Genomic DNA, 24,428 nt, shown 5'->3' on the forward strand with positions numbered 1-24,428 from the left:
TCAATGCATGTGCATGCCACCGTTGATCGCGACATCCGCGCCGGTGATGAATGCGGCTTCCTCAGTGCAAAGGAATGCCACGAGTGCTGCGACTTCTTCAGGACGACCCAGCCTGCCGAGCGGGATCTGCGGGAGAATCTTTGTGCGCATGACTTCCTCCGGCACGGACTGAACCATCGCGGTGGCGAGATAACCCGGCGAGACCGTGTTCACCGTCACGCCGGCCTTCGCGACTTCGAGCGCAAGTGACTTGGTGAAACCGTGAACTCCCGCCTTAGCGGCCGCGTAATTCGTCTGGCCGAAAGCGCCACGAGAGCCATTGACCGAGCCGATGTTTACGATCCGTCCGAAGCCGCGCTCGACCATACCGGCGATATATGGCTTCGTCATGTTGAAAAGCGCATCGAGATCGGTGCGGATGACCGTCTCCCAATCATCTTTGGTCGTCTTGACGAAACGCGCATCTCGCGTGATGGCGCCGTTGTTCACCAGGCAGTCGATACCGCCGAACGCTTCGGTAACCACCGTTGCGCAGTGCGTGCAGGAGTCGAGATCGGTAATGTCGGCTTCGTAGGCGCTGAATTGCCGTCCGTTCTCGCGCTCGTTTGCGAGCCACGTCTGAGTATGGTCATTGCGTGGCGAATACGTGACCGCAACACGGAAACCCTTGTCATACAGGGCTCGTGCGATGGCCGCGCCCAGGCCGCCCATGCCGCCCGTGACCAATGCCGTACGCTCACGCGACATGCTGATCCCCCTTCACGAGCGCGCGAGGCGACGCCTGCCCAGACTCATTGCGCCGGATCACCTCACGCAGCACCGACTCCCCTGCATTCCCCGTCCCCGCGATCCGGTTCAGTCCATGCCACGTTTCCTGCCAGTCCGTCAGACTCTCGGAAAACACGTGAGCCAGTGCGTTTCTGCCTAACAATTCGAGACCGATGCTTTCCTGCATGAGCGACATCATCTCAGCTGCGTGATCGCGCATGATGGTCTGGGTCGATGCGATGATTTCGTTCCAGTCCGAACATGTGGCAATGACATCGCGCTCACGCTTCAACGTACGGGCATTGAGCTCGACCTGGCGCACACGGAGCGCGCACCAGTGCTCGCGCCAGTAGTTGGCGAGCTGCGCCCAGCGCAGGGCGAGACGCAGGTTCTCTCGCGAAATATCGAAAGGCAGTTCTGACTTCATCTGCATGACTGTCCCCTTCCTTATCGTGCACAACGCGACTGGCGCCGTGCGTACGCCCCGACTCTATTCGCGGGCGTCTCTTCGCCGTTGATCCACATCAACGGCATCGAAACTTCCGTGGTACGTGCGCCGTTGACGTGGATCAACGGGGCCAGACGACTTCGCGTCACGATGGCGCCATCCGAGCTAACTTGCGAGGGACCATCATGCGTTCGCACGCTGCCATCGACCCTTGGGCCATCAGGGAATCAGACCTTGCGCCGCTCGCGGATGAAGCCGCGAAGCTACGCTTTGCGCTTCATTACGCGGTGCTTGCTCCGTCGAACCACAATGCACAACCGTGGCGTTTCATCGTCGATGGGACGAGCGTATTGCTATGTGCCGATCGCACGCGGGCGTTGGCCGTTGTCGATCCTTTCGATCGAGAGCTCATCATCGGTTGCGGCGCGGCGCTCTTCAATCTGCGCGTCGCGTTGCAGCATCTTGGTTTGGGCTATGCGATCACGCTCTTGCCCGACCGCCTTGATCCGGACGTTCTCGCCCAGGTGCGCGTCTTTGCAGGCGCGCACGATGCCGGCGTTGCTGCGCTCTTCGACGCTATCACGGAGCGTGTCACGACGCGGGAGGCCTTCGACATCGAGCCCATACCGATGAGCGTCCAGGACGAACTTGTACAGGCTGCCGTTGCCGAAGGTGTGGATGCGGCCTCCATCGCATGGGCGGCCAAGCGCGAAACCATTGCCGAACTCGTTGCGCAGGCGGATCACCAGCAATTCCGCGATCCCCGCTTCCGTCGTGAGCTGGCGAGCTGGATTCACGCGAGCAGACGCGGAGACGGAATGCCTGCCTATGCGGCGGGGGTGAGTGCTTTGCTCGACTTTGCATCGCCGATCGCGTCGTCCGTGCTTCGCACCTTCGATCTCGGGGACGGCGCGGCAGCTGCGCACCGACTCCTCGTCGAACATTCACCGATGCTGCTTTGCATCAGCACGGGCGAAGACAATCCCTCGGCCTGGCTAGCCAGCGGGCAGGCGCTCGCACGCGTCCTGCTCACTGCGGTGAGACTTGGATTATGTGTCTCGTATCTCAATCAGCCGATCGAGATCGAAGCGCTTCGGAACGCGCTGCGCCACCAAACCGGCATGTCGACGCTGCCGCAACTGCTGCTGCGCATCGGACGCGGCCGGAAGTGTGCGCACACGCCCAGGCGTGCGATGTCGGAGGTGGTCGCCCTGTAAGCACGCGTCTCGGCATGCCAGCCTATATTCTCGATGTGGTCCGGATTCGATCTTCGCTTCGGCCCACTCGTCAACGGAGCGTTGGACGTACGCGGCGAGCGCGTCTGGCTCGTTGATGCACGTCAAGCACCATGTCCGCTCAGTTCAGCCCGAAGCGGCGCACGAACCAGCGTTTCAGGAGGTGCGTGAGCAGCGCATAGCCCATGAGAATCGCCGAAAGTCCGACCCAGTAAGTGTGAGGCAGGGACACGAAGCCCAGTAGCTCACCGAGAGAAAGATAAGGCAAGACCATGCCGAACACCGCGATCGAGAGACTGGTCGCGATCAGCGCAGCGCTCGCGCGACTCTCGACGAACGGCACCTTCGCCGTGCGGATGATGTGAATGATGAGCGTCTGGCTCATCAGGGACTCGACGAACCAGCCCGTCTGGAAAAGGGGCCCGTTGTCCCAAGCTTGAATGGCAGCCAGCATCATGAAAAAGGTCGCGTAATCGAAGACGGAGCTGATGGGTCCGATCAACACGACGAACTTGAAGATGGTGCCGATATCCCGGCGCCTCGGCCGGGCCAGATAGTCTTCGTCGACGTTGTCTGTCGGAATGGCTGCCTGCGAGAAGTCATATAGAAGATTATTGGTGAGCACCTGAATCGGCGCCATCGGCAGGAACGGCAGCAGAACGCTCGCGCCAAGCACGCTCAACATGTTTCCGAAGTTCGAGCTCGCGCCCATCTTGATGTACTTGGTGATGTTGCCGAATACCTTTCGCCCTTCGAGCACGCCTTCATTGAGAACGGCAAGGCTTTTTTCGAGGAGAATGATGTCGGCCGACTCCTTGGCAATATCGACCGCGCTGTCCACCGATACACCTACGTCCGCCGCCTTGAGCGCGGGGCCATCGTTGATGCCGTCGCCGAGAAACCGGCGCACCGTCGCAGTAGTGCGCACCATGCGTCGCAACACGTCCGCCGCCTGATTGGAGCGATGTTCCTGAATTAAGCCAAGGCTCACACTCAGGATCACCATGACGACGATCATCGCGGCTGCGCGCCGGTCTCCGAGATAGATCGATACGGCCGCAAGCGATAGAAGAAGCCCGTTGAGCGGGTTGACAGACCGGCCAACGAGTTCACGCAGCACGCCGTGCCGCTTCGCGCGGGCGACTTCGTTCGTGCCATACTCTTGCAGTCGCTTAGGGCTTCGTTCGCTTCGAGTCCCGAAGCGGAGCCTGACAGTTTCAGGAGCACCGCGTCGGCGTCGAGCCGCGAGAGCTCGCGCAGTACATCAGGTGATTCAGCGTGTTGCATCCCCCGCGAGCCGGAGTGCAAGACTTGCGATGAATGTCTGAGGAAGCCGAGCATGCTTTCGTCCGATGGCACCCGCCGTAGTATGACCACGGCGAGCGTCGCATCATTTGGCGCCGCTTGATTGACGCACATCAAGCAAGAGAGAACGCGGACTCAGGCAGCCTTGTCGAGAAACACGCACGTGAGGTCGAACTGCCGGGCGATGGACACGAGCCTGTCGCGCCACTCCCAGACACCGAAGACGTCGTGCACGTTCTGCAGACAACTCAAGAGCGCGACCGTGCACACATCGTCGACGTCGATGCGGGCGCGCCGCAGCGCACGGCGCAACGCAGCCACGCCGAACTCCATGTAGGCAGGCCGCCCCGGTATGTTCGGATCGAGGAAACGCACGGGCACGCCTTCGATCACGCTCGCGTAATCGGCCGGACGGATGAAGCTGCCGACCGGGCATCCGCCGCATGCGCCGCGATAGGCCGCGCCGCCTCGTGGCAACAGGGCCGCGCTGCGCTGCGCGCACAGATGATCCACTGCCCGGTCGAAGATCTCTTGCTTCGATAGAAATCGTTGGCTGGCAATTTCGAACTCTCCTCCGGCAAGGGGCCCGGATCAGAAGAGCGCAGCAAAGAGCGTTGCGCCCGATGATTTGGCGTGTAAAGCGCGCCTCGTGTGATTTCAGTATCGGCGAGTCAGCGAACGAAGCCAATCAGGGACGGCGGAAGTTGTTGTGGGCGTGCAGTCGCGTGTGTAAGGAAATGCCTACACGCGTTTCAGCGCAACCCTGCGCCTACGCGCGCTTCAGCGCACGGCGTGGAATCCCGGCTGGCCGACCTGCTCGGGAAACTGAACCACTTTCTTGAAGCGCGACGTATCGAAGCCCATCTGATCGAGCCTCTCGACCAGAAACAGGTACACCGCCTCGCTCATGTCGGGACGACGCGAGAGTATCCACACGAAGTCCTTATCGGGCGTCGCACGGACGGTGTACTTGTAGTCCGGATCCACATACACCGTCATCACGATGAATTCGAACGGCCAGAGGGGACGTACGCGCCAGACTGAATTTCGCGCGCCTTGCTCGGGCTTGGCGATGAACACGGTGCCCGTCTCAGGCTGATCGAAGCCGTGTTTGCGACCCATCACGGCATCCTCTATGCCGCCGTCATCGCGCAAGGTCCAGACCGCGCAACTGGCGACATAATCGCGCTCGTCCACCATCGGGCACGTTCGCGATCACGAACCAGCGACCCATGTAGCGAGGCAGATCGACGGCAACCGGCACGAGCGGATCATCAGCGTGTGGATTTCGGTTGACCGGCGCATAGGTGCATCCGCAGACGACCCAGACCAGGAGGCCGAGCAGCGCGCTACGAAAGAATAGATTCATGCATCCCTCGACAAGACATTGCCCGGTTGAATCGCTCCATGCTGCCGCTGGCATGGCAAGCGGCTCTTGATGTGTGTCAATCGAGCGTCGCCTTCACCCCGGCGTTGACCTGAATCAAGCGCCGCGAAGCACGGCATGTGCACAGTCGCATTTAACGACGAGGGGTCATCGTGGAGGAAAGGAAATGAAATCGCACATGTTCACTTTATCGGCCGAGGTGAGGCAGACGCGCCTTGCACTTGTCGCCGCAATGGTGATCGTTCTCTGGGCGCCTTTCGCCACGGCACAGTCGGAGCCGCCCGCGGACATGTCGGCAGAACATCGGATCGTCGCCCCGGCGAGCACCGATCCGTTCGTTGTAAGGCGCAACGCCATCGCTCAAGCCAACGCCGAGTACCGCGCGTCGAAGAAGCTGTCCAAACGCGACAAGCGCGCAGCCGTCGCGGATGCCCAGGCACACTACAAGGAAGAGGTCACGAACGCTCGCATCAATCGGAAAGCGGATCGCGATGCCGCCAATAACACGCTGAAGGCAACGGAACTGGACCAGCCTGATGCGCCGCGCCGATCGCATTGAATATCATGCCCGACACGCTCAGGACGCGCAGAGGACGACATCATTTGCGAGCCGTGGATACGGCGATGCGCAGGTCCGCCGCCTATTCTCATCCGGCCGGACGCATCGAGCGAATCGAGACGCACATCTCGCTCGTCTATCTGGCGGGACGCTTCGCGTACAAGATCAAGAAGCCAGTCCAACTGGGCTTCCTGGATTTCTCCAAAGCGTCGGCCCGATGTCGCGCATGCGAGGATGAATGTCGTCTGAACCGCAGGCTCGCGGCGTGCACTTATCTGGGAATCGTTCCCATCGTGCGGCGCGGACGTGTGCTTCGAATCGATGGTTCGGGCGCGGCGGTCGAATATGCGGTCATGATGCGTCGCTTCGACGGCAATCGAATCTTCGCGGCGCTGCTCGAAGCGGGCGCACTCGACGGCGAGACGATCGAGCGCACGGCCAGAGACATTGCAGCCTTCCACCGAAGCGCGCCTCGCACACCGCCGCATCGCCCATATGGTTCGGGCGCGTGGTGCGCGCGTCAGGTTCTCGCGGTCCTCGCCAATCTTCAAGACATCGCGCCAGACCTTGTGTCGAAGACGCTGATCAACTGGTGCGAAGCGGAATCAGGCCGGCTCGATGCACACTTCGATCAACGACGCGCACAAGGCTTCGTGCGGGAGTGCCACGGCGACCTGCATCTGCAAAACATCGTTCTGCAGGGGTCGAGACCTTTGATCTTCGACTGTATCGAGTTCGACCCGGGCCTGCGATGGATCGATGTGGTGAGCGATCTGTCCTTCCTCATCATGGACCTCAAAGCGCATGACCGGGACGACCTCGCCACACGCGCACTGAATGCATGGCTTCTCGCGACGGGTGACTATGCGGGCCTCAAGGCACTGCGCCTGTACTCGGTGTATCGAGCGCTCGTGCGAGCTCTCGTCGAAACCTTGAAGACGCATACGTACGATGCCTCGCGCTACGTGCGTGCCGCCTCCCGTATCGCGTTTGGTGGACCGCCATGTCTGCTGTTGTGCCACGGGTACTCGGGGTGCGGAAAATCGTCAGCAAGCGTCGGGCTGGCGCAGATAATCGGTGGGGTGCGGCTCGCCAGCGATATCGAACGCAAACGCACGATACCTTTCTTCCCGCCGGAGTTCGGGCGTCTTCCGCTCGCAGCATACGAGCCTGGGATCATCGACCGACAATATGACCATCTCCTTGAACTGAGCCGTGACGTGCTCGATGGCGGCATGACAGCGATTGTCGATGCCACGTTTCTCAGACGCATGCACCGCGAGCGCTTCGTTCAGTTAGCGAGCGAGCTGTCAGTACCCGTGCTCATTCTCGATTTCCAAGCCCCCGATGCCACGCTCATCGCGCGCGTCGCCGCACGAGCGCAATCTCGACGTGCGCTTTCGGATGCGGATTTGCATGTGCTGGACCTGCAGCGCGTGCAGGCCGAGCCCTTGACTTACGACGAGCGGGATATCACAGAAGCCATTCACACGGACGTCGATTTGAAGGCATTCGACGATCGCGCATTCTGGCATCGGCTGCTGGCGCGACTGCATCGACTCGGTCATTCGCCGAATGCCGATGAAAGGCTCGAACCCGGCTAGACATTGATTGTGTGCGTAGCCTTGAGGCGAATCCACGTCATGCCTTCGCGCAACCCTGCGATTACGGCCTCACGTTCGTCATTGAAGGTGCTCGCGTGTTTGAAATGATGCATGAAGCGCCCGCCCTCCACGTTGCGCTGCTCGACGGTGATCGAGCATTCGACACCTCGCGGCGTTTGTTCCGTGTTGCAGGTGACGGTCCAATCGGCATTGTCTACAGATCCCTTGAGCGGCATCGCGGTTCTCCCTTGATTGAAGCGAATAACAGTTGCAGGCGCGCTCGTTCCTAGCGTTCGAGCACGTAGGTACCGGGCGCATCCATGAGTCCGTTGTCTACGGCGCGCGCCTGAACCTCTCCGCTCGACTGTGCACGCAGCCATTGCGACCAGAGCGGCCACCACGAGCCTTCAACGGGCGGCACATCGGCCAGGATGGTTTCGGGGCTTCGATAGGTCGCGCCCTTCGCGCGCGTGGCGATACGATAATGGCGTCCCGCATGCCCCGGCTCCGACACGATCCCCGCGTTGTGCCCCCTGATGTGAGCACGAAGGTCAGTGGATTGTGCGTGAGCAGTTGCAGTTTGTAGACGGAGCGCCACGGCGAAACGTGATCGCGTTCGGTACCGACCACGAAGGCCGGCTGTTCGATATCGGACAGGGCCACGGGCGCGCCCTCGACGCAGTACCGTCCTTCCGCAAGATCGTTGTGCAGGAACAGCTTCGACAAGTATTGGCTATGCATGCGATACGGCATGCGCGTCGTATCGGCGTTCCACGACATCAGGTCATTCGGCTTAGACCTTCGCCCCAGTAGGTACTCGCTCATCATGCGAGACCAGATCAGGTCGCGCGCATTGAGCAGTTGTAAGGCACCCGCCATCTGCGCGCCGTCAAGAAAACACTGTTCCCACATGAGCGCATCCAGCGCGGCGAGCTGGCCTGCGTCGATGAAAATGCCGAGTTCGCCCGGCTCGGTGAAGTCCGTCAGCGCGGCGAGCAACGTGATGCTGGCGAGCCCGGCGCCGGCTCCATGGCGCGCCATCGCAGCGGTCGCGATGGCCAGCAGCGTGCCGCCCAGACAATAACCGGTCGCGTGAACCCGTGCGTTGCCGCATCTCAATCTGACCTGCTCGAGCGCCGCGAGCAAACCCTGCTTCAAGTAGTCGTTGAGGCCCACATCGCGCGCCTCCGCGCCCGGATTTCGCCATGAGATCGCGAATACCGTGAATCCCGCATCGATGAGAAAGCGGATCAGCGAGTTATGCGGCTGCAAGTCGAGGACGTAGTACTTCATGATCCACGACGGCACGATCAACAAAGGCTCAGACGCAACGCGCGAAGTGACGGGCGTGTACTGGATCAATTCGCATCGCTCATTGCGCCATACGACCTTGCCCGGCGTGATCGTCAGGTTCACCCCCGGCGAAAACGGTCCATGATGCCTGTGTTCCCCGCGCAAACGCTCGCCGAGATCTTCGAGATCCTCGAGCAGGTGCCGCGCGCCACGGGCGAAGTTGGCGCCACGCATATCGATCGCGGCTTCGATCACGGCAGGATTCGTCCAGACGAAATTGGTCGGTGAAAACGCGTCGAGCATTTGCCGCGCGGCAAAACGGATGACATCCTCGTGGTGCCGCTCTACCCCGAGCACGCCCGTCGTCGCCTCACCGAACCAATGCTGGATGCGCAGGAATGCATCGCGGTAAGCGGAAAACGGCCAGCGATCCCACTGCGCAGACGCAAAGCGCGGGTCCGGCGCGGCAGGATGCGCCGCACCGGCGAGCCCCTCGATGGCGTGTTGCCACAGCGCCACCCACTTGCCCGGCGATATGACCAGATGCGACGCCCAGTCGAGCCACGCGAGACCGAGCGATGCGGGTGAAAGCCCGGACGTGATCGCCGCGAGCGCGGCGTGGGCCGAACGATCGAACGCACGCGTACTTGCATCGGTGCGGGAGATATCTTCCCAACATGCATCGGTTGTCCGATTCCCGGGCGCGTCTGGGCTGACACCCTGACGGGCAATGAGATCGGGAAGATCGAATTTCATGTGGATGCTGAACATCGAAAGCTGAACTGGAAACGGTACGCGGGTGCGCGCCGGACACGCCGACTTTACGGGCAGTGAAGAACGCCGGCTTGAGCCAAGTCAATGAACTAAGCATCCAGTCCCGCGAAGTCAACGTTTGATCTGAGTCAACGGCGATCTGCTTCGCGATCTGCAGACTCGACATCACGCAATAAGCCATCGCTTTTCGATGCAATGCGTTTCAGGAGTCCGCGATGAGCTACAAAAGCATCGTCGTCCATCTCGACGCCAGTGAGCGCGCGGCATATCGCCTCGATGTCGCCCTCTTGCTCGCGACACACTTCAAAGCGCATCTCGTCGCCGTCTATGCGACGTTCGCGCCGGAGCCAAGGGCATTCGGGATCATGGCGGCCTCCGCCGGGTGGTACGAGCAGGTCCAGGCCGCGTGTCAGGAGCGATGCGAATTGCTCGGAGGACTGTTCCATGCCGGCATGGCCCGCACGGGAGCCTCCGGCGACTGGATCGAAGCGCGGATAGACGCCAGGAAGGCGCTCGCCCGACACGGACGGTGCGCCGATCTCATCATCGCCGGCCAGAGCGATCCGAACGATCCGCAAACCTACGTCGCCGATCATGTCGCCGAGACGCTCGTCATGACGGCCGGACGCCCGCTGCTGCTGATTCCGTATTTAGGCGCGTTCCCGGAGGGGGGCGCCAACATCCTCGTCGGCTGGGACGGCAGTCGGGAGGCCACGCGGGCCGTTCACGACGCGCTGCCGTTCCTCAAGGATGCGGGACAGGTCACGCTCTTGACCATCGGTGCAGGGAAAGGTGAGCTGCCCGGCAGCCGCATTCCTTGCGCGGACATCGCAACCACTCTTGCGAGGCACGACGTGCGCGTGAGTGTGCGTGAAACCGTCGACGCAGCCGACGCTCGCGTGGGCGACGCGCTGCTGTCCGAGGGCCGCAGCATCGGCGCAGACCTGATCGTCATGGGCGGCTACGGCCATTCGCGCTGGCAGGAAATGGTCCTCGGGAAGTGCACCTGGACGGTGCTACGCGCGATCACGATACCCGTGCTCATGTCGCACTGAACCGTACCTCTTTCACCTTTCGAGGAGCCCGCCATGTACACCCGCATTCTCGCGCCGATCGACGGCAGCGTGACTTCCGCACACGCGTTCGACGAGGCCGTCAAGGTCGCGCGCGCGAACGGCGCCGAGCTTCAGCCGCTCTATGTCGTCGATTTGCAACCGATCGCCTATGACGCGGCCGCGACCTTCTATCCCGATCTGCGCGAAGCACTCCTCGGAGAAGGCAGGCGCCTCGGCGCGCAAGCCGTTGATCGCATGTCGCGCGAAGGCGTGAAAGGCTCGCCGCGCATCAGCGAAGTCGAGTTGACAGGTGATGACATCGCGCAGCGCATCCTTCACTGCGCAGAGGATTTCGGCGCGGACCTCGTCGTCATGGGTACGCATGGCCGGCGCGGATGGCGGCGCCTGGTGCTGGGCAGCGTCGCCGAGCGTTTCATGCGAATCGCGCGTTGTCCCGTCATGCTCGTGCCGGGACGCGAGGCCGAAGAGGTCGCGCAACGCCCGGAGCGGACAGCAGAAGCGACCGACTGATCTCGGCGGCACCTTACGTGCGCCGATCATTCGTTCCGCTTGATTGCCGCGCCGATCATATAATTAAGTCGCACTTCCCTTACTGCGCCGCTTCACGACACGCAAGCACAAAACGGCCGAAGCGTATGAGCGAAAATGAAGGTCGAAGTCACGTCCAGATGAACGGTGAGCCCGTTCGCCGCCTCCCATCGCGCGAGGCAACCGGGCAAGCGCTCCTGGCTGGAGCGGCACTGTTCGGGCTGTGCTGGATCGGCATTCAGTACCTGCCCTCGATCTGTGCGCTGCCCGTGGCAACACGGGCATGGCTGCTGGCGGGCGCCGCGACGTGCGCCCTGCTGCTCGCGAGCGTCTTTCTTCTCCTTTCCATGCAACGCGCCAGGCGGGCGAGCGTCAGTCCGGCAACGGTCAGCCATACGCGACTCGACGGCATCATCCGATCTACGACCGACGCCATTATCACCATCGATCCGGTTCAACGTATTGTCCTGTTCAATCCCATGGCCGAACGCGTGTTCCGGTGTGCCGCGAGCGACGCACTCGGTGGTCCGCTGTCGCGCTTCATCCCGGAACGTTATCGGGCGGCGCACGAGCACCAGGTCCGGCATTTCGGAAGCACGGGGGTATCGGATCGCCAGATGGGCCCTCAGCGCGTGCTGTACGCCCGGCGCGCGGACGGCGAGGAATTTCCCATCGAGGCATCGATATCGCAGATCGAAGATGATGACGGCAAGCTGTTCACGGTGATTCTTCGCGACGTCACCGAACGCGTCAAAGCTGAGGCCGAGCTTCAGCGCTCGCGCGAAGAGTTGCGTGCGCTCTCGGCGAATCTTCAGCAAATACGCGAGCAGGAAAAGCTTCGGGTCGCGCGCGACCTGCATGATGATCTCGGGCAAACGTTAAGCGCGCTTAAAATGAATATAGTCGCCCTGCATGCACAGCTTGACACGCAGACCCTATTGAATGAAGACGTTGCCGCTCAATTTCAGTACATGGTGGCGCTCATCGATCGCAACATTGCCTCGCTTAGACGCATCGCGTCGGACCAGCGGCCCGTGATGCTGGACGACCTGGGGCTCTCGGCCGCCATCGACTGGCTTGTCGATGATTTCATGCGCCGCTACGGCATTGACGTAAGGCACAATCTCGATACGGGCGATCTCGCGTTCAACACGAATGCCGCCACTGCGGTTTTCCGTATCGTCGAAGAGGCGTTCGCGAATATCGTGCGACATGCCCACGCTAGCCGCGTCGAACTGTCGCTCGACGCCGATGAGGGCAACTGCGTGCTGCGCGTGAGCGACGATGGCATCGGCGCCTCTGCGTCGCCGGCTGCGAACGGCAAATCGTTCGGTTTGATCGGGGTGCGTGAACGCGCGCATGCACTCGGCGGGCGCGTATTCATCGATTCGACGCCTGAGTGCGGCTTCTCGCTTACGGTCGTCCTGCCACGCGAGGCGGTGGCAGAAAGGGAATCGGGACCATGACTACGAGAGTGCTGATTGCGGATGACCACGCGATGGTGCGCGACGGGCTGCGCCACATTCTCGCCAACGCGAGCGGTTTCGAAGTGGCCGGCGAAGCCTGCGACGCGGCCAGCACGCTTGCGCTGGTGCGCTCGACGCCGGCGCAAGTGCTGGTGCTCGATCTGTCGATGCCGGGCCGCAGCGGCCTCGACCTCGTCAAGCAGATCAAGGATGAAAAGCCCGCAATCCGCATTCTCGTACTCACCATGCATGCCGAACAGCAGTACGCCGCCCGGGCATTCAAGGGCGGTGCGTCGGGGTATCTGACGAAGGAGAGCGCGAGCGCCGAATTACTGGCTGCCGTCACCAAGGTTGCCGGCGGCGGCGTATACGTAAGCGTGGCGATGGCGGAGCGCTTTGCGCAGAGCTTAACCGAGCCTGCCGACGCGCTGCCGCATCAACGTCTGTCGGACCGGGAGTTCGATGTGTTCCGGCGGCTCTGCGCGGGTGAGTCAATCAACCAGATCGGCGAGGCGCTGTCCGTAAGCGCGAAGACCATCAGCACGTACAAGGCACGCATTCTGGAGAAAATGCAGATGCCTCATGAAGCAGCCCTCGTGCGCTATGCCGTCCGTCATAGGCTTTTCGACGACGCCAGCGACGACGAGTAAGCGTTCGCTCGTCAGGATTTCCCTACACGCCTGCCAAAATCCCTACGAGAGTTTCCGCCACCGCCGATTTTATTCTGAGACAGCACGGACAATAATTCGACGCATGGAATCAAACGCCGTGCATCGAGACGCTAAGCTTGCTGGCATCTGCCTCGTATGCGCGAACCCAAGTTCGACAGGAGACGCAGCATGTTCCCAGTGAGCGAAGATCGATCCATCGTCAAGCAACCCGAAGCGCCAGCACCGCGCCGCACCTTTCAGGTCGCGGATATTTCCGAGACGCGCAAGGCTTCGCGCTGTTCGACCTGCTCTATGCAGCGCGTCTGCATGCCGAGCGGGCTCTCATCAGATGAATACGAACGGCTTGATGCGATCATCTGCTCGACCCGAACCGTGCGGCGCAGCGAGACACTCTATCGATCCGGGGACGCCTTTCAGAGCGTCTATGTAGTGCGAAGCGGTTGCTTTAAGACCATCGTCATGCACCGTGACGGCAACGAACAGGTTACGGGCTTTCACCTGGCAGGTGACGCGCTCGGGCTCGACGGCGTGAGCTCGGATCACCACGGGTGCGACGCAATCGCGCTCGAAGACAGCGTCGTCTGCATCATTCCCTTCGACTTGCTCGAGCTGCTGTGCCGCGAGGTCAAGACGATTCAGCACCACGTTCATCGACTGATGAGCAGCGAGATTGTGCGCGAATCCAACCTCATGATGCTCCTCGGAACGATGACAGCCGAGCAACGCGTCGCGGCTTTTCTGCTCAACATTTCGACGCGCATGAAGGCGCGCGGCTACTCGCCTGCGCAGTTTCTGTTGCGCATGACACGCGAGGAGATCGGCAGTTATCTGGGCCTGAAGCTGGAAACGGTGAGCCGCATGTTCTCCAAACTGCAAAAGGCCGGCGTGGTCGATGCACGTGGCAAGGAAGTGCGGATACTGGATCAGGCAGGGCTCGAACGCGTGTGAACGACGCGTGCGAGTATCGCGGCTCGTCATCCGGCGACGCGCAGCACCGCTGCGCCCACCACGTGCCCTTTGCGCAAATCGGTGAGTGCCTCGTTCGCCTCGGCGAGCGAATAAATCTGGGTCTGCAAGCGCAGCGGAATGTCGGCCGCAAGCTGCATGAACTCCACCCCGTCCGCTCGCGTCAAATTGGCGACCGACACGACGCGGCGTTCACCCCAAAGGAGCGAGTATAGAAAGGACGGGATGTCGCTCATGTGGATGCCGCCGCAGACGACTACGCCGCCCTTGCAAACCGCCCTTAAGGCAAGGGGCACGAGCTCGCCGGCCGGGGCGAAGATCAACGCGGCATCGAGTTCGTCCGGCGCGCGTTCGACGCTGCTGCCAGCCCAGTCGGCACCGAGGTGCAATGCAAGTTGCTGTGCCGCAGTATCGCCCGGACGCGTAAAGGCGTAGATCGTCCGGCCCTGATGACGTGCAAGCTGGGCGACGATATGCGCCGCGGCGCCAAAGCCGTAGATGCCGATCCGCCTGGCGCGCCCTGCCATGCGCAAAGTACGGAAGCCAATCAGGCCCGCACACAGCAATGGAGCTGCTTCGACGTCGGAGTAGCGCTGCGGAAGATGCAGGCAGAAGTGGCTGTCCGCGACCATGCGCTCGGCGTAGCCGCCGTCAAGTGTGTAGCCGGTGAAGCCCGGCGCATCACAGAGATTTTCGCGTTCGTCAACGCAATACGAGCAGTCGCCACACGTGTGCCCTAACCAGGGAACGCCGACGCGATCACCGACCGAAAAAAATTCATGCACGCCCGGGCTGACGGCGGTTACGCGCCCGATGACTTCGTGTCCAGGTATCACTGGGCGCTTCGGATGCGGCAGCTCCCCATGGATGATATGCAGGTCCGTCCGGCACACCCCGCACACGGTCACGTCAATGAGCAACTGTCCCGGACCCGCGACCGGTTCTTCTACCACTGCCGCTCGCAGGCGCGCAGCCGTTCCATCGTAGATCATGGCACGCATCATTTGGCTCCCTGCGCATCACGTTCCCGAAGATTCGCCTCACTGGTCGATAGCCGCTCCTTGGCTGAGTGCGCCTGCTTCCACGTGCCCGCAGGAGTGCCTCCACCGCTGAATCGGAAGTATCCGCTGCGAAGCAGGACCGGTGTGCATCCGACGCTTGTCAACAATTGTTCCGCTGCCCCTTCAATAACTGCGCGGTTAATCTCGAACGCGCATTGCAAGTCGTCCTCTCGCGAGGACGCTGCGCCGAAATGTTCCTCGAGCGCTTCCGCGGATATGGTGCAGTCAATGCGCCTGCCGTCCACTAGCGCCCCGAACATGAGCGCGGGTTCATCGGCGAGATACGCAGGCGGCTCGGGTAGAAACCTGATGTTCATGATTGCTTCCTCGCAGAGGTAGGCTCGTACAACGCTCAGTGTTTGTCGTCGGCCTGTGAGCGGCGTTGACTCAGATCAACGATCGGAAAAGGGGGAGCCGCATGATCATCGTGTCCTCACATATTCCACTCATCATGCACACTCTTCCTCCCCACGCCCACCGCGCGCGACATGTCGCACTCGGTGCGCTTCTTGCCGCACTGCTGCTCGTCGCGTCGCGAGCGCTTGCCCAGCCTGAACCGAGCGCACTCATCGACCAGCAGCACTGCATGTTCTGCCACACCAACGATGCACCTTTCCTCGCTCCGTCGTTTCAGGAGATTGCCAACCGTTACCGGGACGATCCACGTGCGCGGATCATGCTCGAAAACAAGCTGCGCGTTGGCGGTCGAGCCCATTGGGGAAATATGGCCATGCCCTCGCCTGCGGAGCGTGGCGGCCCACTCTCGCCTGAAGACGCACACACGTTAGTCGATTGGGTATTGCGTCATTGATCCTTTCCAGGAGACTGTTATGCGTATCACCATCAAGCTCGACGCTTTCAATCAGGATGCCGATTCGGCGTATGCCGTGCTGTGGCTGGATAAGGAACGCGGACGCTGGTCGCGCGAGGCGCATGAGCGCATCGAGTTGCCATCATGGGGAACATGTGAGTTCACGCAGGGTGGCATGCTGCTGCGCGGCCCCGGCACTTCTGCTGCTGTCGCCATGCTCGAGGGCCTGGGGCTCGCCGCGCGGGAAGCGGCGTTCGGCACGCCAGAACTCATGACCGCCCAGCGCGGACGAGCAGTAGTCTGCGGCTACGGCGAATCAAACGCGTCTCATGTAAAGAACGCTGGGTATTGGCACATCCAATGCGTCGACACCGAGACTACGATTCCTGAACACGAGATCTTCTCAGACGAGCCCGACGTCTCGCGCGAAGGAAGCACACAGGTACGCGATTCCGGCTCGCTCGCAACGTAAGCCGAAGGTCGATCGATTTCAGGTCGACGAGAAGCGCATGTGTTGAAGATAGCGCATGGCATTATCGAACGCTTGATGAATCGCGACGTCGACATCGGGGTCCGTGGCGCGTTCAATGGGAATGAGATCGAAATCACGCGTCACAAGATCAAGCCTGGCATCATAGCGTCGCCCTCCTGACTGATCTAGATATGCTTCTATCGTCAGATGGCAATTGGCGATGTCCTTCGCGGCGCGTTCGAGCCTCACGAGCTCGACACCGGCTGCACGTTCCGCGTCGTTAGTACCGACAAAGCCCTGATAGGCGATCTGCATGCCGAGACCCATGATTTTCCACTCCCACTGAACCTCATCGTAGCCAGCTTCCGCTTCGAATCCGGCCTTCTTCGCCCGTTGCGACGTCAACCCATCATCCACTATCGATGCATAACCGATTTGACTCACGTCAAGCCATGCACGATCATGCAGCATCGTCCGCGGGGCCTTCATTTGGCGCTAGGACAAAGCTCCGAAAATTCATCTCGATGCTGCGGATCTGTTCGGCACATTGCGCGTAGAGCAAGCCAGGTCCGCCGTCCATGCCATACATGCCCTTGCACATACCCTTGAGTCTGATGTGCGCGCGCTCTCCATCTGGTCCCACTGGCGTACGCGTCGCCCAAAGATAGACCACGCCGGCTTCCAGCGGCCGTCCCGTTTCGATATTTGCATCATCGGCCCGGCGGATGCGAGTGGCGGAATGTCGTGCAATGTATTGTCGTGTGCGAATCCAACGCTGCGCGCATTCGTCATTGCCGGAACAATCTATGAAAGCGAACTCTCGCGCCTTCATAAGCGCGGACTCTGTCTGCTCGAATTGTTTCCAACGCGCATCCGATGCGCATGCTGCGAGGCCGAGTAGCAACACTGTCCCGATGTTCCCCTTCCACATTTTCTACTCCGCTCCAGTTCTCTTCGGCGACGATACGACGATACCGGCGCGCCACCGGTCGACGATTGATCTGGCTCAGCAAACTGCACCGTCGGCGACCCGATTCATCTCAACTTGCGCTTTGCTTCGACATCGTTCGCGCCATGCGCAAGAAGGTCGTGCAACAGGCGCAGGTCGTCACGAACGCCGGCCACTTCCGCCTCCAGCCTCTTGATGTCGCGGTGCATGTCACGCCGAAGCTGCTTTTCTTCCTCCCCGATAAAGAGTGCCGCGATACTCGCAAACGTGAGCGACAGCATCCCGTAGCCCAGCAGAACGATGAACACCGCGAACACGCGCGACGCGGGTGTCGTTGGTGCGATGTCGCCGTAGCCGACAGTCGCACTGCTTTCAAACGCGAGCCACAGTCCGTCTGCGTAAGTGTGCATCCGCGGTTCCAGCCAATAGAAGCCCGCGCCGGCGAGCAACACCAGCGCGGCACCGATCGCAAGGAGGAGCAAAAGGCGATGAGGGACGAACAACGCACGCAGAGTCAGGACGATACGCAGCGCGAGCGCACCCATGAACGAAAGCCGAAGCACCCATTCGAGCGTGGACCACGGCACCGCCCCGCCGAAAACGCTCGACAGTGCGGCCAACGCGAGCGCGGCGTCCAGCCCGTTACGACATAGGAACGTCGACCGATGACGAGTCAGCGTGACCATGCGAGCGAGTACGCCCACGCAAGTCAGCCCCGCCAGCGCATATAGAGAACGTGCGACGACAAGTGCGATGGCAGGGCCGCCGAGTTCGATGTAAAACGCCGGAACGACCAGCAGCAGCGCGCCGGACATGGGCCAGCGTAATCGCCGCCAAGCGCGTATCGCAGCAGGCGAATCATGTGGCTCGACGCCCGGCGAGTAGAGTGTGCGCAAACAATGTCTCATGTCGCGTTCCTGTTGTTCCAAAGCGGATGCCGTCCGGGAGATTGAGGTGTATCGCTCAGCCTTTCATATTCTGACGGCCGCCCCTTTGACGTGAATCACGATTCGTGTGCGCGTGATCCTCCGATGACACCCTGGCTCGTTGATTTGCCTCAATTGAGCGTCGTATGCGCACGTTAGAGTCATACGCTCCACCGACCGATGAGCGAACATCCATGCCTTCACGCCTCATGTGCAACAGGACCTTCGATGAAATCGCACCAGGCGATTCGGCTTCCCTGACGCGAGTTGCGACTCAACAGAACCTCGACCTCTTCGCGGCAGTAGCCGGCGACGCCGATCCAATGCTGCTCGATCCCGCGCTCGCGACGGACCGATCACTTGGACATGACGTCACGCATGGTATGTGGGTCAGCGCGCTCGTTTCATCCGTGCTCGGCACCCAGCTGCCGGGACCGGGCACGATTCAACTACGCCAGACACATAAGTTCCGCCACCCGGTCACCTTGGGAGACACGATCACGGCGACCGCAATCGTGCGCGACTCGTTCGCCACCCGCCGCATCGTTACCTTCAATACGCGTTGCACGAATCAGAACGGAGATGTCGTCCTGCTCGGGACGGCCGTGGTTATCGCCCCGCTGCACCGCGCGACATGGCCGGCAGCGCCTGGAACGGACATCTTCGTGCGCCAGCACAGTCGTTATGCCCACTTCGTGCGGGAAGCTCAGGAGCGTTCGCCGCTACGCACGGCGATCGTTCACCCATGCTCACCGGAATCGCTCAGCGCTGCCATCGAGGCTCGCGATGAAGGTCTTATCGACCCAGTGCTGATCGGCCCGATCGGCAAGATCCGCGCCGCCGCCGACGCAGCGCATCTCGACCTGTCGGGCATTTCCATCCAAGAAGTCGAGCATAGCCATGCGGCAGCAGCGCGCGCCGTCGAGATGGGCGTAACAGGTGAAGTCGCGGCCCTGATGAAGGGGAGCCTCCACACCGACGAATTGCTACGGGCCGTCGTCGCAGCGGGCTCCGAGCTGAGAACCGACCGGCGCGTAAGTCACGTTTATGCGATGGACGTACCCACCTATGCCAAGCCGCTGCTCGTGACCGATGCGGCCGTGAACATTGCGCCCACACTCGAGCACAAGCGCGACATTTGCCAGAATGCCGTGGACCTGCTTAATTTGCTCGGCAATGAACGTCCGCGCGTCGCGGTGCTGGCCGCCGTCGAAACTGTCAATCCGAAGATGTCAGCCACCATCGACGCCGCGTCCCTCACCGCGATGGCGGCTCGCGGCCAGATTAGCGGCGCGACAGTCGACGGACCGCTCGCCTTCGACAACGCGATCAGCACGGCTGCCGCAGCGAGCAAGGGCATCGTTTCGCCTGTTGCGGGCAACGCCGACATCCTTCTCGTCCCGATCTGGAAGCCGGCAACATGCTTGCCAAGCAGATGTTATATTTCGGCGCTGCCGACGCAGCGGGCCTTGTACTCGGTGCGAGAATTCCGATCGTCATCACGAGTCGCGCCGACAGTCTGCGCGTGCGCCTTGCATCGATCGCTCTCGCCAAACTGGTCGCCGAGCGTACCGCGCAAAAAGCCAATTCGTGACCCTTTCGCGTAGCTAATAGCGACCGGACAAGGTGCCCAACGCTGCTTCACGTCTGGGAATGTGAGCGGATCAAAAGCACTGGACATGTCGAATATCGCAAGAATGCTTCCGCAACGCTGCCTAGAACCAACCGCCGAATGCCGGTGTGGCCGTGCGTGCCCATTACAACAAGGTCGCCTTGCGTTTGCGTCACAAAACGCTGAAGGCATCGCGCGACCGAATCCGTGGTGTTTTGCGTTTCCAGCAGATATGTCTCGCATTCAAGGCCCGCCGCCTGAACGCGCCCGCATGAGCGGTCGAGCATGCGGCGCGCGACGCCGAACACCTCGTCGCGATAGCTCACCGGATATGCCGACAGTGCCCCCGCGTCCGCGACGAACACTGCGTGGACCCTCGCTTGCGAACCGCTTCCGAAGCGGATCGCTTCGTCCAATGCGCGTTGCGACGATTTGCTTCCGTCAAGTGCGACCACGATGTTCTGGTACATGATCTCTCCGTTCCCCTTGAGCGGCTCACATGGCCCGTTCGAGATTGTCGATTCGCACCAACCTGCGCTCGATACGATCCACGAGGATATCGATGAAACGCTGTTTCTATTGCGGATCCATCCTGACCGTGACAGCGCAACGCGCGATCGGCTGCTTGCCGGCGAGCTTGGTCATCTCGTGAAAAGCCTTGGCATCGCCTCGCATGTGCTGTGTGCAGAAAAAGCCACGTGCGGCAGCTTGCGTCGGTGAATACTGAGCCATGCGCGTACCGGCGCGCTGACCGTACCCGCCCATACCGGCGAGCCGACAACGACCACGTCGTACTGCGAGACATCGTGGCGTGCTGCATCGATAGGCACACTTCGCGCAAACACCGCATCGACGAGCGAGCGCAAGTAGCCCGACGGCCCCGAACGATCGACCGGTTCGGTGATGACCTCGAAGTCGGCGCGTAGCCACCCCGCCAATGCCGCGCCTACGGCACGCGTTGTGCCACTTCTGGAAAAGCAAACCACGAGCACTTTCGACATGTGCGTTCTTCCCACGCCATTCATGAAACCTCGATGATTACCTTGAGTGCGTGTGTGTCAGCCGCGTGTCCAAATGTTTCGTACGCGTCGAGCATGCGATCGAGCGTGAAGCGGTGCGTGATAAGGCGCTTCGGATCGAGGCGACCGGCGCGCACGGTCTTCAGCAGCATCGGCGTGCTGACGGTATCGACCAGCCGCGTGGTGATGCTGATATTGCGGTCCCACAGTGTTTCCAGATGGAGGTCCGCCTTTACGCCATGCACGCCCACGTTGGCGATGGTCCCGCCCGCCGCAATCAGCGACTGGCACAGCTCGAAGGTCGACGGCACGCCGACCGCTTCCACCGCGCAATCCACCCCCGCGCCCTCGGTCAGCTTCATGACTTCGGCAACCGGGTCCGCCCGGGCAGTGTCGATGCATGCGCTTGCGCCAAACGTGCGCGCCGCTTCGAGCCGATGCGTGTCGCGATCGATCATGATGATCTGCGCCGGTGCATAGAACTGCGCGGTGAGCAAGGCCGCAAGGCCGATCGGCCCCGCGCCGACGATCGCAACCGTGCTGCCGGGCGCCACGCGACCGTTGAGCACGCCGCATTCGAAGCCAGTTGGCAGAATGTCGGAGAGCATCACGAGCGACTCTTCCTCGACGCCGGGCGGGACCGGGTAGAGGCTCGTGTCGGCGTGCGGGATGCGCACGTATTCGGCCTGCGTGCCGTCGATCCTGTTGCCGAGAATCCAGCCGCCCGTCGCGCAATGCGAGTACATCCCGCGCCGGCATGCCTCACATTTACCGCAAGACGAGATGCATGAAATGAGCACGTGATCACCCGGCTTGAATGCGGCAACTGCCGCGCCGACTTGCTCGACCACGCCGACACCCTCGTGTCCAAGCACGCGGCCGGGGTCGCAACTCGGCACGTCGCCCTTCAGGATGTGCAGGTCGGTGCCACAAATCGTTGTACGTGTGACGCGCACGATTGCATCAGTGGCGGACACGATCTGCGGCACCGGACGCTCGTCGAGCGACTTCTTTCCCGGGCCGTGATAGACGAGTGCTTTCATTCCTGAACTCCCTGGCGGATGAGATCGAGCTGACGGGGCCAATGTAATCCCGTCGTTGTTTCGTCGATTGACCTGAGTCAATTGAGGTCGTCGCTCCGATAAAGCGCAGTGCCGTTGACTTGAGTCAACTGCGCCGTGTGGCCGTATTTCTAGACTCGGTGTCAGTGAAAACCCAGCGCACGTGTGCGCATACGCAACGCAACTTCGACTCAAGGAGCCATGCGATGAGCTACAGAACCATACTCGTGCACCTGGACACCAGCGTGCGCGCGCACCCCAGACTGGAAACCGCATTGCAGCTATCCAAGCGCTTCGGCGCGCATGTCAACGGACTCTTCGCGGTGTTCGAGCCCGATCCACGCGCCTTCAATATCATGGCGGGCACTGCCGTGTATTACGAGCAACACGCCAGCACGCGCGCCGAACAGCGGGGAGCGATCGAGCGGCTGTTTCATGCGGAGATCAAGCGCGCGGGTGTGTCGGGCGAATGGATTGAAACGCAGGAACGAGCGAACGATGCTGTTCCTCGTTTCGCGCGCTGCGCGGATCTCGTAGTCGTCAGCCAGGATGACCCGACCGATCCGGAGTCTTATGTTGGCGACCACTTCCCCGAGACCACCATCCTCGCCTCGGGCCGACCGGTCTTGCTTATCCCGTACACGGGCTTCTTTGCCTCGGTCGGCAAACACCCGATGATCGCCTGGGACGGCAGCCGCGAGGCATCCCGCGCTGTACATGACGCCCTGCCCTTTCTGCAGATGGCCGAGCGCGTCTCGATTGTGAGCGTCGATACGTCCACGGGGGAAGCACGCGACGACCGCATCCCCTGCGCGGACATAGCGGCCTGCATTGCGCGGCATGGCATCAAGACCGAGGTCTCGTCGGGCGGCGTTACCTCGGACGCAACCGTAGGTGAACTGCTGCTCTCCCGCACTGCCGATTTGAATGCGGACCTCGTGGTCATGGGTGGCTATGGACATGCGCGCTGGCAGGAGCTTGTGCTTGGCGGCGCCACGCGCACCTTCCTCGCTTCGATGTCCGTGCCGGTGCTGATGTCTCACTGATTCACAATGCGCAGGAGACCCCACCATGTATCACCGCATTCTCGTACCGCTGGACGGTAGCGCCATCGCGAGTCGCGCACTTGACGAAGCGCTCGAGTTGCCTCATGAGACCGGCGCGCAAATCCAGGTCCTTTACGTAGTCGATGCGCCACCTGTGTCCGCCAGGGCGAGCCCTCATTGCTTTCAGGACTTTCACGATGCTTATGCGAGGGAGGGCAACGCAGTTTGTGCCGAAGCCGCGATCCGCATGGAAGAAGCTGATTTTCAGAGTTCGACACGTGTGGCCGAAGTAAATCTTGCTGACGACGACCTGGCACAGCGTATCGCGACGAGCGCAGGTGAGTTTGGGGCGGATCTCGTTGTGATGGGCACACACGGCAGGCGCGGCTGGCGACGCATCATGCTCGGCAGCGTCGCCGAACGAGTGGTACGGCTGGCGCCCTGCCCCGTCTTGCTGGTGCCAGCAAGAACACACATATGCGATCAGCAAAATACGCGCGGAGCCTCGCTCCGAAAAGCCGCTCGCAACCGCAATCTTCCGACGGAGACGACATCATGAGTTGGAAAACAATTCTCGTCCATTTGGACGACAGCCAGCGCTGTAAGGCTAGGACCCAGTTTGCGCTGGACGTTGCGCGACGCTTCGATGCTCACGTTATCGGGCTCTATCTGGTGTGTCAGGACGTGGTTCATCACCTGTGCGATCCGGCCGAACCGTTGCTAAGCAGCGCCTATGAAGACCTCCGTCGAATTTCACAGGGCAACGCTTGCGCTGCGTTCGAACATGCCACGAAGTTGGCGGGAGTCAATTCCGAGTGGCGAGCGCCTGCGGGTTCCGTGCTCGGTGCGGCGATATTGCATGGCCGTCACGCCGACGCGATCGTGCTCGGACAGGATGATCCCGATGGCTCCGCCGCCTTCATTGCACGACACTTTGTCGAGGACGTCGTGCTCGGCTCCGGTCGCCCGGTGATACTCGTGCCGCGTGCCGGTGACATCAAGACACTCGGCGAGAACGTAGTCATTGCCTGGGACGACAGTCGTGAAGCAGCGCGCGCAGTGGCAGACGCGTTGCCGGTTTTGCGTCGTGCGCGTTTCGTCGAAGTCATGACTGTCGAACGTCATCGAGATGATGAAACACCGGCAGGCATCGAGATTTCTGCCTATCTGGATCGACAAGGCGTGCGCGCGAGCTTTTCCTCGACACCTCGCGTCCGCGGCGATAGCACCGGGTTGACGTTGCTGGACAGAGCGAACAGTGTGCACGCGGACATGCTGATCGCCGGCGCCTATGCACATTCGCGTGGAATTGAACGCGTGCTTGGCGGGGTCACCCGTACCCTGCTGGAAACATCCACACTTCCGGTTCTGCTCTCACATTGAACGGCAGC

At 61.4% G+C, this 24,428-nt stretch carries 27 protein-coding genes and 4 pseudogenes; 15 read left to right on the top strand and 16 right to left on the bottom strand.

Translation table 11 applies throughout. From position 1 onward, the window contains the following. Both NK8_RS35755 and NK8_RS35760 read right to left on the bottom strand, forming a co-directional pair. On the bottom strand, positions 1 to 747 hold the full coding sequence (locus NK8_RS35755) for a beta-ketoacyl-ACP reductase (RefSeq protein WP_213233370.1): 747 nt from the start codon (positions 745 to 747) through the stop codon (positions 1 to 3). Next, entirely contained in the window at positions 737 to 1,201 is a 465-nt protein-coding gene (locus NK8_RS35760) for a hypothetical protein (protein WP_213233371.1), read from the bottom strand. Before NK8_RS35760 ends, NK8_RS35755 begins: the two co-directional genes overlap by 11 nt. A gap of 200 nt (positions 1,202 to 1,401) precedes the next feature. On the opposite strand from NK8_RS35760, the gene NK8_RS35765 reads away from it, so the two are divergent. Continuing rightward, positions 1,402 to 2,433 carry a nitroreductase gene (locus tag NK8_RS35765; protein WP_213233372.1) on the top strand — a complete coding sequence of 344 codons (1,032 nt, stop codon included), beginning with the start codon at positions 1,402 to 1,404 and terminating at the stop codon, positions 2,431 to 2,433. 139 nt (positions 2,434 to 2,572) lie between these two features. Here the strand turns inward: NK8_RS35765 and NK8_RS35770 are convergent. From NK8_RS35770 to NK8_RS43175, 4 genes and pseudogenes are all read right to left on the bottom strand, one after another. Then, a pseudogene (locus NK8_RS35770) lies at positions 2,573 to 3,571 on the bottom strand (HAD-IC family P-type ATPase); the annotation flags it as partial. 320 nt (positions 3,572 to 3,891) lie between these two features. Continuing rightward, positions 3,892 to 4,317: a hypothetical protein gene (locus NK8_RS35780; RefSeq protein WP_213234021.1), complete on the bottom strand. Its 426-nt coding sequence runs from the start codon at positions 4,315 to 4,317 to the stop codon at positions 3,892 to 3,894. A gap of 219 nt (positions 4,318 to 4,536) precedes the next feature. Next, entirely contained in the window at positions 4,537 to 4,956 is a 420-nt protein-coding gene (locus NK8_RS35785) for a lipocalin family protein (RefSeq protein ID WP_225936556.1), read from the bottom strand. Continuing rightward, positions 4,901 to 5,125 carry a hypothetical protein gene (locus tag NK8_RS43175; protein ID WP_225936646.1) on the bottom strand — a complete coding sequence of 75 codons (225 nt, stop codon included), beginning with the start codon at positions 5,123 to 5,125 and terminating at the stop codon, positions 4,901 to 4,903. Before NK8_RS43175 ends, NK8_RS35785 begins: the two co-directional genes overlap by 56 nt. Positions 5,126 to 5,309: 184 nt before the next feature. On the opposite strand from NK8_RS43175, the gene NK8_RS35790 reads away from it, so the two are divergent. Together NK8_RS35790 and NK8_RS35795 are read left to right on the top strand one after the other, a co-directional pair. Further along, positions 5,310 to 5,702, top strand: coding sequence for a hypothetical protein (locus tag NK8_RS35790; protein WP_213233373.1), 393 nt, complete (start codon positions 5,310 to 5,312; stop codon positions 5,700 to 5,702). A 65-nt stretch (positions 5,703 to 5,767) separates the two neighbouring features. Further along, positions 5,768 to 7,306: a bifunctional aminoglycoside phosphotransferase/ATP-binding protein gene (locus tag NK8_RS35795; protein WP_213233374.1), complete on the top strand. Its 1,539-nt coding sequence runs from the start codon at positions 5,768 to 5,770 to the stop codon at positions 7,304 to 7,306. Here the strand turns inward: NK8_RS35795 and NK8_RS35800 are convergent. Together NK8_RS35800 and NK8_RS35805 are read right to left on the bottom strand one after the other, a co-directional pair. Next, positions 7,303 to 7,542 (bottom strand): UDP-glucose 4-epimerase, encoded by a 240-nt coding sequence (locus tag NK8_RS35800; protein ID WP_213233375.1) that lies wholly within the window; start codon positions 7,540 to 7,542, stop codon positions 7,303 to 7,305. The two genes, NK8_RS35795 and NK8_RS35800, sit on opposite strands and share 4 nt — an antisense overlap. A 50-nt stretch (positions 7,543 to 7,592) precedes the next feature. Further along, positions 7,593 to 9,265: pseudogene (locus NK8_RS35805) on the bottom strand (PHA/PHB synthase family protein). 323 nt (positions 9,266 to 9,588) lie between these two features. Here NK8_RS35805 and NK8_RS35810 point away from each other — a divergent pair. From NK8_RS35810 to fnr, 5 genes are all read left to right on the top strand, one after another. Continuing rightward, positions 9,589 to 10,428, top strand: a complete 840-nt coding sequence (locus NK8_RS35810; RefSeq protein ID WP_213233376.1) for a universal stress protein — start codon at positions 9,589 to 9,591, stop codon at positions 10,426 to 10,428. A gap of 33 nt (positions 10,429 to 10,461) precedes the next feature. Next, on the top strand, positions 10,462 to 10,959 hold the full coding sequence (locus NK8_RS35815; protein WP_213233377.1) for a universal stress protein: 498 nt from the start codon (positions 10,462 to 10,464) through the stop codon (positions 10,957 to 10,959). 125 nt (positions 10,960 to 11,084) lie between these two features. Beyond that, positions 11,085 to 12,443, top strand: coding sequence for a PAS domain-containing sensor histidine kinase (locus tag NK8_RS35820; RefSeq protein ID WP_213234053.1), 1,359 nt, complete (start codon positions 11,085 to 11,087; stop codon positions 12,441 to 12,443). Beyond that, entirely contained in the window at positions 12,440 to 13,093 is a 654-nt protein-coding gene (locus tag NK8_RS35825; protein WP_213233378.1) for a response regulator transcription factor, read from the top strand. The genes NK8_RS35820 and NK8_RS35825 overlap by 4 nt, the downstream gene beginning before the upstream one ends. Positions 13,094 to 13,282: 189 nt before the next feature. Next, the gene (fnr, locus tag NK8_RS35830) at positions 13,283 to 14,062 is read left to right on the top strand and encodes a fumarate/nitrate reduction transcriptional regulator Fnr (RefSeq protein ID WP_213233379.1); all 780 of its coding nucleotides are present in this window, start codon (positions 13,283 to 13,285) and stop codon (positions 14,060 to 14,062) included. Between the two features lie 26 nt (positions 14,063 to 14,088). Here the strand turns inward: fnr and NK8_RS35835 are convergent, their stop codons facing one another. Both NK8_RS35835 and NK8_RS35840 read right to left on the bottom strand, forming a co-directional pair. Further along, positions 14,089 to 15,081 carry a zinc-dependent alcohol dehydrogenase family protein gene (locus NK8_RS35835; RefSeq protein WP_213234022.1) on the bottom strand — a complete coding sequence of 331 codons (993 nt, stop codon included), beginning with the start codon at positions 15,079 to 15,081 and terminating at the stop codon, positions 14,089 to 14,091. Positions 15,082 to 15,191: 110 nt separating this feature from the next. Continuing rightward, positions 15,192 to 15,458: pseudogene (locus NK8_RS35840) on the bottom strand (DUF1488 domain-containing protein); the annotation flags it as partial. Positions 15,459 to 15,592: 134 nt separating this feature from the next. Here NK8_RS35840 and NK8_RS35845 point away from each other — a divergent pair. Next, a complete protein-coding gene (locus NK8_RS35845) occupies positions 15,593 to 15,952 on the top strand; it encodes a c-type cytochrome (protein ID WP_213234023.1) in 360 nt (119 codons plus the stop codon). A 19-nt stretch (positions 15,953 to 15,971) separates the two neighbouring features. Next, positions 15,972 to 16,424 carry a DUF3564 family protein gene (locus NK8_RS35850; protein WP_213233381.1) on the top strand — a complete coding sequence of 151 codons (453 nt, stop codon included), beginning with the start codon at positions 15,972 to 15,974 and terminating at the stop codon, positions 16,422 to 16,424. A gap of 18 nt (positions 16,425 to 16,442) precedes the next feature. Here the strand turns inward: NK8_RS35850 and NK8_RS35855 are convergent, their stop codons facing one another. From NK8_RS35855 to NK8_RS35865, 3 genes are all read right to left on the bottom strand, one after another. Further along, on the bottom strand, positions 16,443 to 16,895 hold the full coding sequence (locus NK8_RS35855) for a hypothetical protein (protein ID WP_225936557.1): 453 nt from the start codon (positions 16,893 to 16,895) through the stop codon (positions 16,443 to 16,445). Further along, positions 16,885 to 17,355, bottom strand: a complete 471-nt coding sequence (locus NK8_RS35860; RefSeq protein WP_213233382.1) for a hypothetical protein — start codon at positions 17,353 to 17,355, stop codon at positions 16,885 to 16,887. The genes NK8_RS35855 and NK8_RS35860 overlap by 11 nt, the downstream gene beginning before the upstream one ends. 104 nt (positions 17,356 to 17,459) lie before the next feature. Beyond that, a complete protein-coding gene (locus NK8_RS35865; protein ID WP_225936558.1) occupies positions 17,460 to 18,188 on the bottom strand; it encodes a potassium channel family protein in 729 nt (242 codons plus the stop codon). A gap of 305 nt (positions 18,189 to 18,493) precedes the next feature. Between NK8_RS35865 and NK8_RS35870 the strand changes: the two are divergent. Then, positions 18,494 to 19,893, top strand: a pseudogene (locus tag NK8_RS35870) (bifunctional enoyl-CoA hydratase/phosphate acetyltransferase). A gap of 47 nt (positions 19,894 to 19,940) precedes the next feature. Here the strand turns inward: NK8_RS35870 and NK8_RS35875 are convergent. Continuing rightward, entirely contained in the window at positions 19,941 to 20,381 is a 441-nt protein-coding gene (locus tag NK8_RS35875; RefSeq protein ID WP_213233383.1) for a universal stress protein, read from the bottom strand. On the opposite strand from NK8_RS35875, the gene NK8_RS35880 reads away from it, so the two are divergent. Next, positions 20,380 to 20,631 carry a hypothetical protein gene (locus tag NK8_RS35880; RefSeq protein ID WP_213233384.1) on the top strand — a complete coding sequence of 84 codons (252 nt, stop codon included), beginning with the start codon at positions 20,380 to 20,382 and terminating at the stop codon, positions 20,629 to 20,631. The genes NK8_RS35875 and NK8_RS35880 overlap by 2 nt on opposite strands. Here NK8_RS35880 and NK8_RS43875 read toward each other — a convergent pair. Both NK8_RS43875 and NK8_RS35885 read right to left on the bottom strand, forming a co-directional pair. Next, a complete protein-coding gene (locus NK8_RS43875) occupies positions 20,553 to 20,936 on the bottom strand; it encodes a flavodoxin family protein (protein ID WP_367657823.1) in 384 nt (127 codons plus the stop codon). The two genes, NK8_RS35880 and NK8_RS43875, sit on opposite strands and share 79 nt — an antisense overlap. Further along, on the bottom strand, positions 20,933 to 21,973 hold the full coding sequence (locus tag NK8_RS35885) for a zinc-dependent alcohol dehydrogenase family protein (RefSeq protein WP_213233385.1): 1,041 nt from the start codon (positions 21,971 to 21,973) through the stop codon (positions 20,933 to 20,935). Before NK8_RS35885 ends, NK8_RS43875 begins: the two co-directional genes overlap by 4 nt. Before the next feature lie 224 nt (positions 21,974 to 22,197). Here NK8_RS35885 and NK8_RS35890 point away from each other — a divergent pair, with 224 nt between their 5' ends. Genes NK8_RS35890 through NK8_RS35900 form a run of 3 tightly spaced genes read left to right on the top strand, consistent with a single transcriptional unit; the run spans position 22,198 to position 24,420 of the window. Continuing rightward, positions 22,198 to 23,037, top strand: coding sequence for a universal stress protein (locus tag NK8_RS35890; RefSeq protein ID WP_213233386.1), 840 nt, complete (start codon positions 22,198 to 22,200; stop codon positions 23,035 to 23,037). 25 nt (positions 23,038 to 23,062) lie between these two features. Next, positions 23,063 to 23,596 (top strand): universal stress protein, encoded by a 534-nt coding sequence (locus NK8_RS35895; RefSeq protein WP_213233387.1) that lies wholly within the window; start codon positions 23,063 to 23,065, stop codon positions 23,594 to 23,596. Continuing rightward, complete coding sequence (locus NK8_RS35900) at positions 23,593 to 24,420, top strand: universal stress protein (RefSeq protein WP_213233388.1); 828 nt, start codon at positions 23,593 to 23,595, stop codon at positions 24,418 to 24,420. Before NK8_RS35895 ends, NK8_RS35900 begins: the two co-directional genes overlap by 4 nt. Positions 24,421 to 24,428 lie beyond the last annotated feature (8 nt).

The sequence above is a fragment of the Caballeronia sp. NK8 genome (assembly GCF_018408855.1).
In the GTDB taxonomy this organism is placed as follows: domain Bacteria; phylum Pseudomonadota; class Gammaproteobacteria; order Burkholderiales; family Burkholderiaceae; genus Caballeronia.